We start from the raw sequence: 15,398 nt of genomic DNA, 5'->3' as shown, positions 1-15,398 counted from the left end.
ACGCCCCGGAGACGCTCTCGGGGCACCAGCTGCCTACTCGCGTTCGTCACCGGGCTCGGCAGCGTCCGCATCGGCAGGCGGCGTCTCTTCCGCCAGATCCACGGCGACCTCGTCTTCCGCCAACTCCTCCTCGCTCGGTTCGTCTACGCGAACCGTCTTCACCAGACGCTCGTCGTCGCCGGTGCGAATCAGAGTGACACCCTGGGTGTTACGCGAGCTGATCGAGACTTCGGAGACACGGGTACGCACCAGCGTGCCTCGATCGGTGATCAGCATCATTTCGTCGCTGCTGCGAACCTGCATCGCCGCGACCAGCGCACCGTTGCGGGCCGTGGCCTGCATCGCGATCACGCCCTGACCGCCGCGTCCACGGATCGGGAACTCCTCGAGCCGGGTGCGCTTGCCGTAGCCGTTTTCCGAAGCCGTCAGGATATAGATCTGCTCGTCATTGACGCTGCCGCCTTCACCGTCATTGGCGTCGGCCTCGTTATCCGCATCCGCATCGATGGTCTGGCTCTGCGGAATGATCAGACTGATCACCTCGGCCCCATCGAGCAGGCGCATGCCGCGCACGCCGCGAGCGGTACGGCCCATCGGACGAACATTGCCCTCTTCGAAGCGGATCGCCTTGCCATTGGAGGACAAGAGCATGACATGATCCGAACCGGAGGTGATCGCCGCACCGACCAGACGATCGCCCTCGTCGAGATCCAGCGCAATCAGGCCCACGCTACGCGGCCGGGAGAACTGATCCAGCGTTGTCCGCTTGACCGTACCGTTAGCGGTAGCGAAGAAGATGTAGCTGTCTTCCCGATACTCGCGCACCGGGAGGACCGCACTGATCGACTCGCCGGCATCCAGCGGCAGCAGGTTGACCAGCGGCTTGCCGCGGGAGCCTCGGCTGGCATTGGGCATCTCGTAGGTCTTGAGCCAGTAGACCTTGCCGCGGCTGGAGAACAGCAGCATGGTGTCGTGGGTCGAGGCCACTACCAGATGCTCGATGACGTCTTCGTCCTTCATGCTGGTCGCCGACTTGCCGCGACCGCCCCGTTTCTGCGCCTGGTAATCGGAGATCGGCTGCGTCTTGGCATAACCGCCGCGGGAGAGCGTGACCACCATGTCTTCCTCGGCGATCAGATCTTCCATGGACAGGTCGAGACGGCTGGTATGAATCTCGGTCCGGCGCGCGTCACCGTACTGGTCGCGGATCGCCTCCAGTTCCTCGCGGATCACCTCGAGCAGGCGATCCGGCGACGCCAGGATATGATTGAGTTCAGCGATGCGCTCGAGAATGCTCAGGTACTCGTCGAGCAGCTTCTCCGTTTCCAGACCGGTAAGGCGATGCAGGCGCAGCTCCAGAATGGCCTGCGCCTGGGCTGGCGAGAGCCGATAGAGCTGGCTGTCGTCGGTCAGACCATAGCCTTCCTCGAGATCTTCCGGCTTGCAGGAAGTCGCGCCGGCGCGCTCGAGCATGCCGGTGACCTGCCCCGGCTGCCAGTCGCGGGCAAGCAGTTTTTCCTTCGCTTCGGCGGCGTTCGGCGAGGCCTTGATCAGTTCGATCACCTCGTCGATATTGGAGATCGCGACCGTCAGGCCTTCGAGCAGATGCCCGCGTTCACGAGCCTTGCGGAGTTCGAACAGCGTGCGGCGAGTAACGACTTCACGCCGGTGCCGGACAAAGGCCTCGAGCAGTTGCTTGAGGTTCAGTGTCTTGGGCTGACCGTCGTCGAGGGCGACGATATTGATCCCGAACACGTTCTCGAGCTGCGTGTGCGCGAACAGGTTGTTGACGACAACATCGCCGGATTCGCCACGCTTGATCTCGATCACCACGCGCAGCCCTTCCTTGTCGGACTCGTCGCGCAGCTCGGCGATACCCTCGATCCGCTTCTCCTTGACCAGCTCGGCGATCTTCTCGATCAGCCGCGCCTTGTTGACCTGGTAGGGAAGCTCGGTGATGACGATGTGGTCACGACCGCTCTTCTTGTCGAACTCGACGGTATGCTTGGCGCGCACGTAGATGCGCCCGCGGCCGGTACGGTAGGCTTCGAGAATGCCGGCGCGACCGTTGATGATGCCGGCAGTGGGGAAGTCGGGCCCGGGGATGTACTCCATCAGGTCATCGACCGTCAGCGTGTAATCCTCGATCAGCGCCAGGCAACCGTTGATCACCTCCACCATGTTGTGCGGCGGAATGTTGGTCGCCATGCCCACGGCGATACCGGAGGCACCGTTGATCAGCAGGTTCGGCACCTTGGTCGGCAGCACTTCGGGGATTCGCTCGGTGCCGTCGTAGTTGTCGACCCAGTCGACGGTATCCTTCTCGAGATCGGCGAGCAGTTCATGGGACAGGCGCGCCATGCGAACTTCGGTGTAACGCATTGCCGCCGCGTTATCGCCATCGATGGACCCGAAGTTGCCCTGACCGTCGATCAATACGTGGCGCATCGAGAAATGCTGCGCCATGCGCACGATGGTGTCGTAGACCGCGCTGTCGCCGTGGGGATGATATTTACCGATGACATCGCCGACCACGCGCGCCGACTTCTTGTATGGCTTGTTCCAGTCATTGCCAAGCTCGTGCATCGCGTAGAGCACGCGACGGTGGACCGGCTTCAAGCCATCGCGGACATCGGGTAGCGCGCGCCCGATGATGACGCTCATCGCATAGTCCAGATAGGACTGCTTGAGTTCGTCCTCGATGTTGACTGGCAGAATCTCTCTGGCGATATCACCCATGGGTCGTCAAATCCTTTGCACCGCTGCCACGCCCGGAGTCCGGCCGTGGCAGCGTTAATAAAGCCCTGGCTAGGCGGCCAAGTGGCTCAGCCACACAATCACGGGATCATACCATTTCAGGGACTTCAAAGGCAGGCGTTGACGCGCTTTGACCCGGTTTTCTACTTCGTTTCAGCCACATCGACGACCAAGGGTCCCAATCGCTCCGCCCATTCCCCTTCCATCGGAATCACCTGGCCGCTTTGCTGGTCCAGCAACACGAAGGTCAGCTTAGCCGATGCGACCAGCTCACCGCTGCCGACATGGGTAATGCGATGGCCGACCACCCCGCTGCGCCCGCCAAGCCGGGTCAGGCAGGTCTCGACCTCGAGGTCGTCGTTCATGACGGCCGCGCGCCGGTAATCGATATTGAGATTGACCGCGACCAGCGCCACGCCTCTTGCCAAGCCTTCGGCAAACTCCGGGTGCGCGTCGACATAGGCCCAGCGCCCTTCTTCCAGAAACTCCAGATAGCGGGCGTGATTGACGTGGCCGTAGCCATCGAGATGAAAGCCGCGAACGCGCACGGCAGTCACGGTAGTGCGTGAATCCATGGTATCTCTCCTGTTGATGCAAAGTCTCGTCGTAGCTCGTAGCTCGTAGCTCGTAGCTCGTAGCTCGTAGCTCGTAGCTCGTAGCTCGTAGCTCGTAGCTCGTAGCTCGTAGCTCGTAGCTCGTAGCTCGTAGCTCGAAAACATACGCCCGTTTGAAACAGACGCGCAAATATCGACGCGCAACCTTGGTGGTAACACCTGGGTCGTTTCGCCATAATATGCCTCCTTTCAAACGGATCGGGCGCATGTGGTTCAAGCATTGTCATCTGTATCGCTGCCATGACACCGAGGTTCTCTCCGTCGAGGATCTGGAAACCGCGCTGGCAGAATTTGCGTTTCGCCCCGTCTCCCCGCGTGAAGCACGCCGGGTTGGCTGGAGCGCACCGGCCGGCCGCCGCAGCGAACAACGCGTACACGAAATTCAGGGGCATCGACTGCTGTCGATGCTGCGCCAGGAGCGTCTGCTGCCGGCCGCGGTCGTCAATGACGAAGTCAACGAGCGTAGCGAGGCACGCGAGCAGGCCGAAGGGCAGCCACTCTCGCGCCGGGAGCGCCAACTGCTCAAGGAGCAGGTGATGGAGGAACTGCTGCCGCAGGCCTTCACCCGGACGCAGCGCGTCGAACTGTGGTGGGACACCCGCCAGCAGCTGATCGGCATCAACGCCTCCAGCCGCAAGCGTGCCGAAGAAGTGCTCGATCTGCTGCGTCAGACGCTCGGCTCGTTGAAGGTGACACCGCTGGCGACGAAAACGCCGCCCTCTCGCGGCATGACCCAGTGGTTGAGCGACCCCGCCAGCCGCCCCGCCAGCCTGCTGCTCGGCGATCAGGTCGAGCTGCGTGCCGCCGAGGACGACGGCGTGCTGCGCGCGCGCCAGGTCGACCTCGACAGCGAAGAGATCCAGTCGCTGCTCGAGAACGGGCGCCAGGCGAGCCAGCTCAGCCTGGGCAGCGAAGGCCAGCTCCGCGTGATGCTGCATGACGACCTGGCGCTCAAGTCGCTGCAGTTCGACGATGCCCTGCTGGACGAAGCCAGCCAGAGCGACGACGGTGAAGATCCGATCATCAGTCTGGAGACGGACTTCGCCTTGATGTCCCAAACCTTGGCTACCTTCGTCACCCAACTGATCGAATGGCTGGGTGGCGAAGCCGACCCGGCAGCCCCGACACCATGACGCTCCGTTTCGATACCGACAAAGGCGCAGCCCCCTCCCAGGGCACCGCGGCCGGCAATTCGCATGGCAACCCGCACAGCGCCGAAGCGGCCATCGATCTCGATCGCTTTGCCGATATCCGCCCCTATCACGACGAAGAGGTAGCGGCGGTACTGGCCCGGCTGGCGCACGACAGCGAACTGCTGGATGCGATCACCCGGTACCGGCTGCCACGGCTGTCGCGCTTCGCCCCGCCGCTGGCGCGCAAGCTGGCCAGCTTCCGGATCCAGCGCGAGGTCCGCAACGTCTCGACGGTGCGCGACTTCCAGTTGCGCATCGCCGAATACATGGCGCACATGATCGCCAGCACCACCCGAGGATTCGAAGTCAAAGGTCTGGATCGACTGTCGTCGGATCAGGCCTATCTGTTCATCGGCAACCATCGCGATATCGCCCTCGACCCGGCCTTCGTCAACTACGCGCTCTATACGGAAGGGCATGACACCGTCCGTATCGCCATTGGCGACAACCTGCTGCAGAAGCCGTTCGTGACCGACCTGATGCGGCTCAACAAGAGCTTCATCGTGCCGCGCTCGGTCAAGGGCAAACGGGCGATGCTGGCAGCGTACCAGTCACTGTCCGGTTATATCCGTCACTCGATTACCGACGACAATCACTCGGTCTGGCTGGCCCAGCGGGAAGGCCGGGCCAAGGATGGCGTCGACCGCACCGACAGCGCCATCGTCAAGATGCTGGCCATGGCTCGGCGCCTGGAAGAAGGCGACAGCGATATCGGCGCCGCCGTGCGCGAGCTCAAGATCGTGCCGGTCTCGATCAGCTACGAGTACGACCCCTGCGCCATCAACAAGGCCCGCGAGCTGCATGCCAAGGAGACCGACGGCGCCTACAAGAAGGTGGAATTCGAGGACATCCTCTCCATCGTCGCGGGGATTACCGGCGACAAGGGACGCGTCAAGCTGGTGTTCGGCACGCCGCTCTCGGCGGATTTCGACAACGCCGATGACGTCGCCGCAGAGATCGACCGTCAGGTGCTGGAAAACTACCCGATCTTCCCCAGCCATCGGCTCGCGCTGGCCGAAACCGGACTGGCTCCGGATCTGGTCGACCTTTCCGGCGTGACAGCGGGCGATCGCGAGCGTTTCCAGGCGCAGCTATCCCAAGTGCCGGACGAACTCCGTCACTGGTGGCTGATGCAGTACGCCAACCCCATTCTGAACCGCGCCGGCCGAGCCCACGGCCGGGAAGCCCAGTCCTGACACCCGCATACCGTTGACCCAACCGCCATCGCTCCTTGCGATGGCGGTTTTCCTGATGCCTCACCCCTTTTCCGCGCCCGCTACCCAGCCTTTCTCTTCTATCGAATCGAATCGAATCGAATCGAACCAAACCGAACCAAATCGAACCGAACCAAATCGAACCGTATCAAGCTCGGCTCGGCTCGGCTCGGCTCGGCTTGGCCAAAAACAGCTCCCCTGAGCTGACTTTATCGCTGCCCATCGATCCCGTGCTGGCGTGATCGCAGGAAATTTCTTAAAATACGCTTAAATTTAGCCAGCTAATTAGCATCTTTAACGTTTCCAGCCATGAATGCTCCTCTCGATTCCGCCACCACTTCCCCGGCCGAGGCCAGAACGCTCGATGCCGACAGCGTGCTTTCGGCAACCCAGCCGCCGCCACCGTCATCAACCTCATTTCCAACGATCCTGACGCCACCGCTGATCACGCCACGAACACTGCAACGCGGCGAAGGCCTGCTCAAGGCCGATGTCGTTCTCAAGATCCACGCGGGCCAGCCCGTGATCTGCAAGGACTACAGCCGCTACGCCGGTAGCTGGCAGGCAATCCCCGCGCGCCTGCTGCTGCGTCACGAGGCCCGCATACTGGAGCGCCTGCGCCACTGGCCTCACGCACCCAAGGTGGTCGGCCAGATCGGCAAGCTCGCGTTATTGCTGGAGTACGTGCCCGGCGAGATGCTGAGCGAAGCGGCAGATCCCACGAGCCCGATCTACTTCGCCCAGTTGATGGCCGTGCTGACCTCCCTGCACCGCAGCTCGATCGTGCATAACGACATTCGGGGCTCCAACATCATCGTGAGCCGGGGTCGCGTGGTGTTGATCGATTTTGCCTCGGCGATCTATCTGCCCGGCGGACGACTGCTGCGCTTTCTGCTCCGCCCCCTGCGGCGCAGCGACCTCGCCGGCGGGCTCAAGCTCAAGGCCCGGCTGACCGGCGAAGCGCTCACGCCGGAGGAGGCCCGTCTGCGTCGCAAACCGGCCTGGATCAGAGGTCTCCAGCACACCTGGAAACGCGGCCTGTTACCCCGGCTCAAGCGCCATTCGCAAAGCCAGCGCCGCGATGAAGCCCCGTGAACTCACGCTGCGTTGATACTCGACGCTCTCCTGCCTACTTGCGCCAGAAGAACGGCATCAGCAGCACCAGCACGGTGAGGATTTCCAGACGCCCCATCAGCATGCCCAGGCAAAGCAACCATTTGGCGGCAGCCGGCAGGCTGGCGAAATTGCCGGCCGGGCCAATGGTATTGCCCAACCCTGGGCCGACGTTGTTGAGCGCCGTGGCCGCGCCGGTGATCGCCGTGACCATGTCCAGCCCCAGCGCCGCCAGTGCCAGGGAAAGCACCGCCACGGTGAGAAAGAAGAAGAACGAAAAGGCGATGACCGCGCGCACCACCTCGTCGTTGAGCCGTCGGCCGTTGTAGCGCTGGGCGAACACGCCGCTCGGATGGACCAGATAGCGCAGCTGATTGACCAGCAGCAGGCCGCCGATCTGGAAGCGGAATATCTTCATGCCACCGCTGGTCGAACCGCTACAACCGCCAATGAAAGTGATGAAGAAGAACGTGGTGACCGCCAGCGGCCCCCATAGCGAATAGTCCTCGCTGGCGTAGCCGGTGGTCGTCACCACCGAAATCACATTGAAAGCGACTGCCGTCAGCGCCTCGAAGGGCGCTTCGGAAAACGCCAGGACCCGATAGGTCGTCAGCGCCATGATCACGACGACCAGCAACCCGACCAGCCCTCGCACCTGCTGGTCCTGCCACAGCGCGCCACGACTATCGCGCAGCAACCGGATATAGAGCACGAACGGTAACGCACCACCCAGCATGAACAGACAGCCGAGCCACAGGATCAGCGGGCGGTCGTGATAGAGACCGAACGAGGCGTCGTAGTTGGCGAAGCCGCCCGTGGAGACCGAACTCATCGCGTGCACGATGGCATCCAGCGTCCCCATGCCGGCCAGCCGGTAGCTCAGGATCGCCACCAGCGTGAATCCGAGGTAGATGATGGTGGACGCCTTGGCGATACCGCCGGCCCGAGGCAGCACCTTGTCCGACCAGTCCGAGGATTCGGTCTGGAACAGCCGCATGCCGCCGACCTTCAGAAACGGCAGGATCGCGATCGCCATCACGATGATGCCGATACCGCCCAGCCACTGCATCAGCCCGCGCCACAGCTTGAGCCCATCGGACAGATTCTCGATACCGACGAGCACGGTGGAACCTGTCGTGGTGATCGCCGACACCGATTCGAACACCGCATCGGTGAACGACAGCTGCGGCGCTCCCAGCACCAGCGGCAGGCTGGCGAAGGCGCTGATCACCGCCCAGCTCGACGTGGTCAGGATGAACATGTGGCGCGTCTTCAGTTCCACCGGCGTACGCCAGGTCCACGCCAGCAGCGATAGCGACACCACCAGCGCGAGCGCCATCGACTCGAGAAACGCCCACAGGTCCGGATCGTTCTCGAGCCCCAGCAGCACCACCGGTGGCACCATGAACAGCGACAGCACGATCAACAGCAGCGCCAGAATCTTGAAAATTGGCTTGGCGTCTTGCAAGACTTCCTCCCGGTCTTCGTCACGCGAGCTCGACTGGCGCTATCCGACCGCACTGCGGCCGAGTCCAACCCTACTGCATTCGCTATTGTCATTCGGCCGACGCCATCCCCGCCGAACGAATCGGAGCGATGATAGGCCATCCCGCCGTGCAAGACACGACTCGGCCTGCATTTCGCATCCGCTGTTCTCGCCCGGTCCATGAACGATGGTTCATCGACCGCACCGACTCTGGCCGCGCAGCGAGATATGCTATGGTGGCGCCATCGCAACGCAGGCGCGCCGGCCCGGCGTTGAAAGCTACGACGAACATTCATCTCGACGACGAGCCGGCGCCGAGACAGGCCGAATATTACAAGCTAGTCACTGGAGGAAAGCCCCCATGAGTTCCGCCTCGGAAATGCAGAAGACTCGCGTCATTCAGGAGCTTCGCGCCTTTATCAAGAAACTGCTGCAGGAGCCCGGCATTCTCGAGAGCTCTCTGGCCATCGCCAAGCGCCACTCCGACGGCAGCAACGACGCCCAGGCCTGGGCGACCATCGCCAACGAGATTTCGGATACCACCAGCGTGCATATTCCGGAAGACCCGGCCGAGCATTCGGAAGCGGATCGGCTGTTTCTGGAGGTGTTGCGGGAGGTCGTGGGGGAGGAGAAGGCACTTTATTAGAGCTGTAAGCTTTAAGTAGGAAGCTGTAAGAAGGAAGAAACAAAATGGGCCGGCGAATGCCGGCCCTGAAATACTGCGGGAGAGGTTACTTACAGCTTGCAGGCAAATACTGTTCAGGAACCCCACTGGAACTCCCAGTTTTACATTGCCACTCTTTGATTGGCTTGCTGCCAGTAAAGTCAGCCGCCTTCATAGGAGTACCACTGGTTGTGTCCGTACTCACTGTAGAGTGAGGCACAAAGTCAATTGTCGTGTTATCGACATTCGTAGCGATATTCTGCGCTGTAATAGTGATCACACCGTCTGCGCTAGAAGTGATTGACTTGACGTATTGAGACACAGCCTCATCAGTGGTGTTCTGATCGCAATTGAAAGCATCGGTGCCACTAGGCTTCTCGCTCAGTCCTACCATCGCCGCTTCGCTGATTGCAGTCTTACAACTTGAGGCGGCCAGAATCACTTCGGACATCTTGGCCCTGGCCGTGTAGTTCTGGTACTGCGGAATCGCGATGGCGGCGAGGATGCCGATGATCGCGACGACGATCATGAGTTCGATCAGGGTGAAGCCGCCCTGGCGGTGTGAAACGGGTTTGCGCTGCTGTTGCATCGTGGTTCCCTGCCTTGCCGATGTTGAAGCCGTTATTGAGCCGGTTGGCATGATGGTTTCCATCGTGCCGCCGGTCGTTTCTCTCTTTATGCTCATGCTATCGTTACGCTCACGCTGTTTTTGCGTTCACGCTATCGTTACATTCGTTCTATCCTTGCATTCCTTCCGCTTGCTTCCCGAGCGCTACGTCGGGTGTTCGGACGGTGCCGAAGCCTGTCGAACCCTGCCGAACCGCTCGCAAGCTCGCGCCTGCGAGGATACACAAATTTACCGTAGATGACATTCGACTGCTTTATCGGCAGATTGCCAAGAATACTTAAAGAAAAAAAGGCGTCAGCCGATAACGGATTCGTCGATCGAACCATTCGTGCCGGTGAACGCGGGGCTCCACGGGGCCGCTCCCCCGCCATCCGTTCGCCAGCCAGCTAGCCGGGGCTCTCATCTCCATGTCGGACGTCACCACATCGCGTACGCAAAGCAGTCTTGCCCAGCGCTTCATCGAACACGGACTGATCAGCGCGGAGGCGTGCGAGCAGGCGATCCGCGACGCGTCGGACAAGCAACTGACGCTACTGGAGCTGGTGGTCCGTGAAGGCAGGGTCGATGCCCGCGAAGCCGGCGTGCTGGCAGCGCGCGAGTATGGCCTGCCATTCATGGATCTGGAGCATGTCGACTGGGACAAGCTGCCGATCATCGAGCCGGTGGCGGACAAGGTCATCCGTCGCTTTCAGGTGCTGCCGCTGGCCCGCGACGATCGCCGTCTCACCGTGGCGATCGCCTTCCCGGTCACGCTGGCACAGCTGGACGAGCTGCAGTTCACCACTGGGCTTGCGATCGAGGGCGTCCTGGTGCCGTTCGATCAACTGGAGCGGGCGCTGGCTAGGCGTTACCAGCGCCATGAAACCTCCGGCATGCTGGAAGCGCTGGGGGAAGCCAGCGAAGCGCTGACGCTGGATACCAGCGAGGCCGATCTGGCCAGCGAAGCGGCCGCGCTCGACCAGATCGGGGAAGACGACGAGCCCGTGGTGCGTTTCGTCAACAAGATCCTGCACGACTCCATCCAGCGCGGCGCGTCCGACATCCACTTCGAGCCCTACGAGTCGAGCTACCGGATTCGCTTTCGCATCGATGGGTTGCTGCTCGAGATCGCACGGCCGCCGCTGAGCTTGCGCACCCGCCTCGCTGCCCGGCTCAAGGTCATGGCGCGACTGGATATCTCGGAGCGCCGCCTGCCCCAGGACGGCTCGATGAAGATTCGGCTCGATAGTGAGCGTGCCATCGATTTCCGCGTCAACACGCTGCCCACCGTGTTCGGCGAGAAAATCGTCCTGCGACTGCTGGATGCCCGAACGGCCAGCTTCGGCATCGATGCGCTGGGTTTCACCCCGGAGCAGCGTCAACTGTTCGAGGCCGCGCTGGCCGAGCCCCAGGGCATGATTCTGGCCACCGGCCCCACCGGTAGCGGCAAGACGGTAACGCTCTATACCGGCATCAATCTGCTCAATACCGAGGAGCGCAATATCTCGACCGCGGAAGATCCGGTGGAACTCAAGGTGTCCGGCGTCAACCAGGTCAACGTGCAGCCGCGCATCGGCCTCGACTTCGCCAGCGCCCTGCGCGCCTTTCTGCGCCAGGACCCGGACGTGGTGATGGTCGGCGAGACCCGGGATCTGGAGACCGCCGAGATCGCCGTCAAGGCAGCCCAGACCGGCCACTTGGTGCTATCGACGCTACATACCAACTCCGCCGCCGAAACCCTGACCCGCCTGCGCAACATGGGCGTTGCCAGTTTCAATATCGCCAGTTCGGTTTCGCTGATCATCGCCCAGCGGCTGGCGCGCATGCTCTGCCCGCGCTGCAAGGCACCGGCGGAGATCCCCGAGGACGTGCTGCACCATGAAGGCGTCTCGCCGGAAAGACTGGCAAGCGCCACACTCTACCGCGCCGTGGGCTGCGACCAATGCACGCTGGGCTACAAGGGGCGTATCGGCATCTACGAGGTGGTGCCGGTGGACGATGCCATGAGCCGGCTGATCATGGCCGACAGTCACGCGCTGGAACTGGCCCGCGCGGCACGCGATGCCGGCTTCCCGGGACTGCGCCAGAGCGGTATCGAAAAGGTACTCCAAGGCATGACCAGCCTCGAGGAGATCAACCGCGTGACGATCGACTGACGGCGGCCCATCCGTTTTCGCCCGGACTCTGGCACAATTCGCGGTTCGCGGTTCGCGGTTCGCGGTTCGCGGTTCGGGCCAATCTTCGATCTCATTCACGCTCGACGCCTCGTCGAGTCATTGTCAGGAAAGCGATCATGGCGACCAGCCTGAAGTCAGCCAAGTCACTGAAGCGATCCAAGCCGCCTCGGCGGGTGGTCATGCACCGCTGGCAGTGGCGCGGCAAGAACCTGCGCGGGGAAGTCGTCTCCGGGGAGCTCGTCGCCAGCGAGATCGACGAGGTGCGCAAGGAGCTGACGCGCCAGAAGATCATCGTCAAACGCATCACGCGCAAGACCGGCATCTTCGGCCTGGGCCGGGTCAAGTCGCGGGACATCACCCTGTTCTCGCGTCAGCTGGCCACCATGCTCCGGGCCGGCGTTCCGCTACTTCAAGCCTGCAAGGTCGTCGCCGAGACGCTCAAGAACCCTGCCATGCGCAACCTGGTCGAAACATTGGCCAATGACATCAGCGCCGGCTCCAGCTTCTCGGAAGCGTTGGCCAGGCACCCTGCGCGGTTCGACCGCATGTTCGTCAACATGGTCGCCGCCGGCGAGCAGGCCGGTGCGCTGGACAAGATGCTCGAGCGAATCGCCAGCTACCGCGAGAAGGTCGACACCCTGAAGGGGCGCGTCAAGAAAGCGCTCTACTATCCCACGGCGGTGGTTCTGGTCGGGATCGGCGTCACCGCCCTGCTGCTGGTCAAGGTCGTGCCCCAGTTCGAGAGTCTGTTTCAGGGGTTCGGCGCGGAGCTGCCGGTCTTCACCCAGTTCACCGTGCATATGTCCCAGTTGACCCAAGCCTACTGGTGGCAGGCCATGCTGGCGTTCGTGGTGACGATCCTCGGCGTGCGCCAGGCCATGAAGCGCTCGCCGGCATTTGCCTATCGCGCCCATCAGCTGGCGCTAAAGCTGCCGGTGATCGGCAATATCATCGACAAGGGCTCGATCGCCCGCTTCTCGCGCACCCTCGCGACCACGTTCAATGCCGGCATTCCGCTGGTCGAAGCGCTCGATACCGCCGCCGGTGCCACCGGCAACCAGGTTCATCAGCGCGCCATTGCCGAGATTCGCGAAGACGTCGCCACGGGGCAGCAGCTCAACTTCGCCATGCGCCGCACCAAGGTCTTCCCGGTGATGGCCGTGCAGATGGTCAGCATCGGCGAGGAAGCCGGCGAACTGGACACGATGCTGGACAAGGTGGCGGAATTCTATGAGGAAGAAGTCGATAATCAGGTCGACACGCTGACCTCGCTGCTGGAGCCGTTCATTCTGGTGGTGCTCGGCACTATGGTCGGTGGATTGGTGGTGTCGATGTATTTGCCTATTTTCCAGATGGGTTCCGCCATATAGATGTTATTCATGGCTGCGCGCGTCTGCCGCGTTGTTGCCCGCCACCTCGAAATCCTCACGGACAACCACGTCCGCTCCGAGTTCTCGGTGGCGGGCGCCTAGCGGCAAAAGTGCTCGGCACGTTCCTGAACGTTTGCCTAACTTACCGAACGAAATGTGACGCCCAAGGGCGGCCCCGAGTGTTTGGGTGCGTTACCCTTGGCGCTATCTTTCTATCCGATGTTCGTGGAGCTTCCGTTGTCCGATCTTCCCCCTTTGCTTGTCTGGCCGCTGGCGTTCCTGTTCGGCGCGGCACTGGGCAGTTTTCTCAATGTGGTCATCGTGCGGCTGCCGGTGATGCTGATGCAGCGCTGGCGAGCCGAGGCGCTGGAAGCGCTGGAGCAGCCGGTGGAAGCCAGCCCTGCCTACAATCTGGCGACGCCACGTTCGCACTGCCCCGGCTGCGGGCACTTCATCGCCTGGCATGACAATCTGCCGCTGGTCGGCTGGCTCAAGCGTCGCGGCCGCTGTGCCGCATGCGGTACGGCGATCAGTGTCCAGTATCCGCTGATCGAGCTGGTTTCGGCATTGCTGACGGTGGCGATCATGGTGCTGCATGGCGTGAGCTGGCAAAGCCTGTGGCTGGTCGGCGCCTGCCTCTGCCTGCTGGCGCTGGCGGTGATCGACTGGCGTACCCAGCTGCTGCCGGATGCGCTGACCCTGCCGCTACTCTGGGCCGGCCTGCTCTATCAGTGGCTGTTCGCGCCATTGATGCTGGAAAGCGCCGTACTGGGCGCCGTCGCCGGATATCTGTCGCTGTGGTCGGTCTACTGGGTCTTCAAGCTGACGACCGGCAAGGAAGGCATGGGCTACGGAGACTTCAAGCTGATGGCAGCACTTGGCGCCTGGCTCGGCTGGCAGAGCCTGCCGCTGCTGCTGCTGCTCTCGGCGGGCGTGGGTGCCGTGGTCGGCCTGATATTGATCGCCCTGCGCCAGCAGGATCGCAACCAGGCAATGCCCTTCGGCCCCTATATCGCCCTGGCCGGATGGATCGCCCTTTTGATCGGCGCCCCGCTGTTGGCCGGCTATCAGGCGCTGTTACTGGGAGGCTGGGGATGAGCGAGCGCGGCACACGCACCGAGGACAGAAACGAAAGCGAGCGCGACACCCTGATCGTGGGCGTCACCGGCGGGATCGGCTCGGGCAAGAGCGCAGTCGCGGATGCCTTCGGCGCTCTGGGCATCGGCTGGGTCGATGCCGATCACGTGGCGCGGGAAGTCGTGATGCCCGGCGAGCCGGCGCTGGCGGCCATTGTCGAGCGCTACGGCCCGGCGATACTCGACGACGACGGGGCACTCGACCGGCGCGCACTCCGGGCGCGGATCTTCGACGATGAAACCGAACGTCGGTGGCTGGAACGAGAGACGCACCCGCGTATTCGCCAACGGCTGCTGATGCATCTGGAGCGACTGCGCAACGCCGACGCCCCCTACTGTCTGCTGGTGTCACCGCTGTTGATCGAGTCGGGGCAGCTCGAGCTGGTCGATCGCGTTCTGGTGGTCGATGTGCCGCCGGAGATCCAGATTCAGCGCACCCTGGCGCGGGACGGGGTCGACCGGCGTCAGGTGGAGTCGATACTGGCGGCCCAGCTCCCGCGGGAACGTCGCCTTGCAGCCGCCGACGACGTCATCGACAATAGTCGCGACCGACAACACCTACTCGACCAGGTTGCCTGGCTGGACGCCCGGTATCGCCAACGGGTCTTCTGACCCTCGCGCCTGATGCAACGATCACCGACACGATACCCCTCGCCATGACTCGACGTAACGACCCAGACCGTCATCCGGACGCCGGTGCCGACAGCGGTGCCAGCCAGGATGCGAACAAACCCGGCTTGACCGTGCCCTGCCCCCAGTGCAGAAAATCCGTCGCCTGGACATCCGAGAACCCCTACCGCCCCTTCTGCTCGAAGCGCTGCAAACTGCTGGACCTGGGCGCCTGGGCCGACGGCTCCCACCGTATTGCCGGCGAACCCCACATGGACGAAACCGAACTCGACGAACTGATCGACCGGCTCGAGCGCGGTCAGGAATAGCGGGAGCCACGAGCCGTAAGCCGTAAGCCGTAAGCCGTAAGCCGTAAGCCGTAAGCCGTAAGCCGTAAGCCGTAAGCCGTAAGCCAAGAAACAACCGCTTTTACTGCCAAATCAAATGATTTTTGCCTT

13 protein-coding genes are annotated in these 15,398 nt (G+C 62.6%); 9 read left to right on the top strand and 4 right to left on the bottom strand.

Features of this window, described 5'->3' with window-relative positions:
* Positions 1-33: 33 nt before the first annotated feature.
* Positions 34-2,739 (bottom strand): DNA gyrase subunit A, encoded by a 2,706-nt coding sequence (gene gyrA / locus ACWHY3_RS07205; RefSeq protein ID WP_448127919.1) that lies wholly within the window; start codon positions 2,737-2,739, stop codon positions 34-36.
* Between the two features lie 161 nt (positions 2,740-2,900).
* Positions 2,901-3,332 carry an acyl-CoA thioesterase gene (locus ACWHY3_RS07200; RefSeq protein ID WP_087717894.1) on the bottom strand — a complete coding sequence of 144 codons (432 nt, stop codon included), beginning with the start codon at positions 3,330-3,332 and terminating at the stop codon, positions 2,901-2,903.
* 245 nt (positions 3,333-3,577) lie between these two features.
* Between ACWHY3_RS07200 and ACWHY3_RS07195 the strand changes: the two genes are divergently transcribed.
* The 3 genes from ACWHY3_RS07195 (at position 3,578) to ACWHY3_RS07185 (ending at position 6,873) form a co-directional block, all read left to right on the top strand.
* Positions 3,578-4,504 (top strand): recombination-associated protein RdgC, encoded by a 927-nt coding sequence (locus ACWHY3_RS07195; RefSeq protein WP_448127918.1) that lies wholly within the window; start codon positions 3,578-3,580, stop codon positions 4,502-4,504.
* Positions 4,501-5,760 carry a 1-acyl-sn-glycerol-3-phosphate acyltransferase gene (locus ACWHY3_RS07190; protein ID WP_448127917.1) on the top strand — a complete coding sequence of 420 codons (1,260 nt, stop codon included), beginning with the start codon at positions 4,501-4,503 and terminating at the stop codon, positions 5,758-5,760. Before ACWHY3_RS07195 ends, ACWHY3_RS07190 begins: the two co-directional genes overlap by 4 nt.
* 327 nt (positions 5,761-6,087) lie before the next feature.
* Positions 6,088-6,873, top strand: a complete 786-nt coding sequence (locus ACWHY3_RS07185; protein WP_448127916.1) for an RIO1 family regulatory kinase/ATPase domain-containing protein — start codon at positions 6,088-6,090, stop codon at positions 6,871-6,873.
* Between the two features lie 34 nt (positions 6,874-6,907).
* Here the strand turns inward: ACWHY3_RS07185 and ACWHY3_RS07180 are convergent, their stop codons facing one another.
* Positions 6,908-8,359, bottom strand: a complete 1,452-nt coding sequence (locus ACWHY3_RS07180; protein ID WP_448127915.1) for a TrkH family potassium uptake protein — start codon at positions 8,357-8,359, stop codon at positions 6,908-6,910.
* A 379-nt stretch (positions 8,360-8,738) separates the two neighbouring features.
* Here ACWHY3_RS07180 and ACWHY3_RS07175 point away from each other — a divergent pair, with 379 nt between their 5' ends.
* Positions 8,739-9,023, top strand: coding sequence for a hypothetical protein (locus ACWHY3_RS07175; protein WP_071232855.1), 285 nt, complete (start codon positions 8,739-8,741; stop codon positions 9,021-9,023).
* Between the two features lie 85 nt (positions 9,024-9,108).
* Here the strand turns inward: ACWHY3_RS07175 and ACWHY3_RS07170 are convergent, their stop codons facing one another.
* A complete protein-coding gene (locus ACWHY3_RS07170; protein WP_218776947.1) occupies positions 9,109-9,726 on the bottom strand; it encodes a pilin in 618 nt (205 codons plus the stop codon).
* Positions 9,727-10,076: 350 nt separating this feature from the next.
* Here ACWHY3_RS07170 and pilB point away from each other — a divergent pair, with 350 nt between their 5' ends.
* The 5 genes from pilB (at position 10,077) to yacG (ending at position 15,269) form a co-directional block, all read left to right on the top strand.
* Positions 10,077-11,804, top strand: a complete 1,728-nt coding sequence (gene pilB, locus ACWHY3_RS07165) for a type IV-A pilus assembly ATPase PilB (protein ID WP_448127914.1) — start codon at positions 10,077-10,079, stop codon at positions 11,802-11,804.
* A gap of 137 nt (positions 11,805-11,941) precedes the next feature.
* Positions 11,942-13,195 (top strand): type II secretion system F family protein, encoded by a 1,254-nt coding sequence (locus ACWHY3_RS07160; RefSeq protein WP_448127913.1) that lies wholly within the window; start codon positions 11,942-11,944, stop codon positions 13,193-13,195.
* Positions 13,196-13,432: 237 nt separating this feature from the next.
* Positions 13,433-14,293 (top strand): prepilin peptidase, encoded by an 861-nt coding sequence (locus tag ACWHY3_RS07155; RefSeq protein WP_448127912.1) that lies wholly within the window; start codon positions 13,433-13,435, stop codon positions 14,291-14,293.
* Complete coding sequence (gene coaE, locus ACWHY3_RS07150; RefSeq protein WP_448127911.1) at positions 14,290-14,943, top strand: dephospho-CoA kinase; 654 nt, start codon at positions 14,290-14,292, stop codon at positions 14,941-14,943. Before ACWHY3_RS07155 ends, coaE begins: the two co-directional genes overlap by 4 nt.
* A 44-nt stretch (positions 14,944-14,987) precedes the next feature.
* The gene (yacG, locus tag ACWHY3_RS07145) at positions 14,988-15,269 is read left to right on the top strand and encodes a DNA gyrase inhibitor YacG (RefSeq protein WP_448127910.1); all 282 of its coding nucleotides are present in this window, start codon (positions 14,988-14,990) and stop codon (positions 15,267-15,269) included.
* Positions 15,270-15,398: the final 129 nt, after the last annotated feature.

Source organism: Salinicola sp. NYA28a, from assembly GCF_976982775.1.
This window is presented reverse-complemented; position numbering and strand designations above follow the sequence as displayed.

Excerpts from the sequence above, each read along its gene's own strand:
- ACWHY3_RS07170 (WP_218776947.1), bottom strand. The coding sequence starts at position 9,726 with ATGAGCATAAAGAGAGAAACGACCGGCGGCACGATGGAAACCATCATG.
- ACWHY3_RS07195 (WP_448127918.1), top strand. The coding sequence starts at position 3,578 with ATGTGGTTCAAGCATTGTCATCTGTATCGCTGCCATGACACCGAGGTT.
- ACWHY3_RS07160 (WP_448127913.1), top strand. The coding sequence starts at position 11,942 with ATGGCGACCAGCCTGAAGTCAGCCAAGTCACTGAAGCGATCCAAGCCG.
- gyrA (WP_448127919.1), bottom strand. The coding sequence starts at position 2,739 with ATGGGTGATATCGCCAGAGAGATTCTGCCAGTCAACATCGAGGACGAA.
- ACWHY3_RS07175 (WP_071232855.1), top strand. The coding sequence starts at position 8,739 with ATGAGTTCCGCCTCGGAAATGCAGAAGACTCGCGTCATTCAGGAGCTT.
- ACWHY3_RS07200 (WP_087717894.1), bottom strand. The coding sequence starts at position 3,332 with ATGGATTCACGCACTACCGTGACTGCCGTGCGCGTTCGCGGCTTTCAT.
- yacG (WP_448127910.1), top strand. The coding sequence starts at position 14,988 with ATGACTCGACGTAACGACCCAGACCGTCATCCGGACGCCGGTGCCGAC.
- pilB (WP_448127914.1), top strand. The coding sequence starts at position 10,077 with ATGTCGGACGTCACCACATCGCGTACGCAAAGCAGTCTTGCCCAGCGC.
- ACWHY3_RS07190 (WP_448127917.1), top strand. The coding sequence starts at position 4,501 with ATGACGCTCCGTTTCGATACCGACAAAGGCGCAGCCCCCTCCCAGGGC.
- coaE (WP_448127911.1), top strand. The coding sequence starts at position 14,290 with ATGAGCGAGCGCGGCACACGCACCGAGGACAGAAACGAAAGCGAGCGC.
- ACWHY3_RS07185 (WP_448127916.1), top strand. The coding sequence starts at position 6,088 with ATGAATGCTCCTCTCGATTCCGCCACCACTTCCCCGGCCGAGGCCAGA.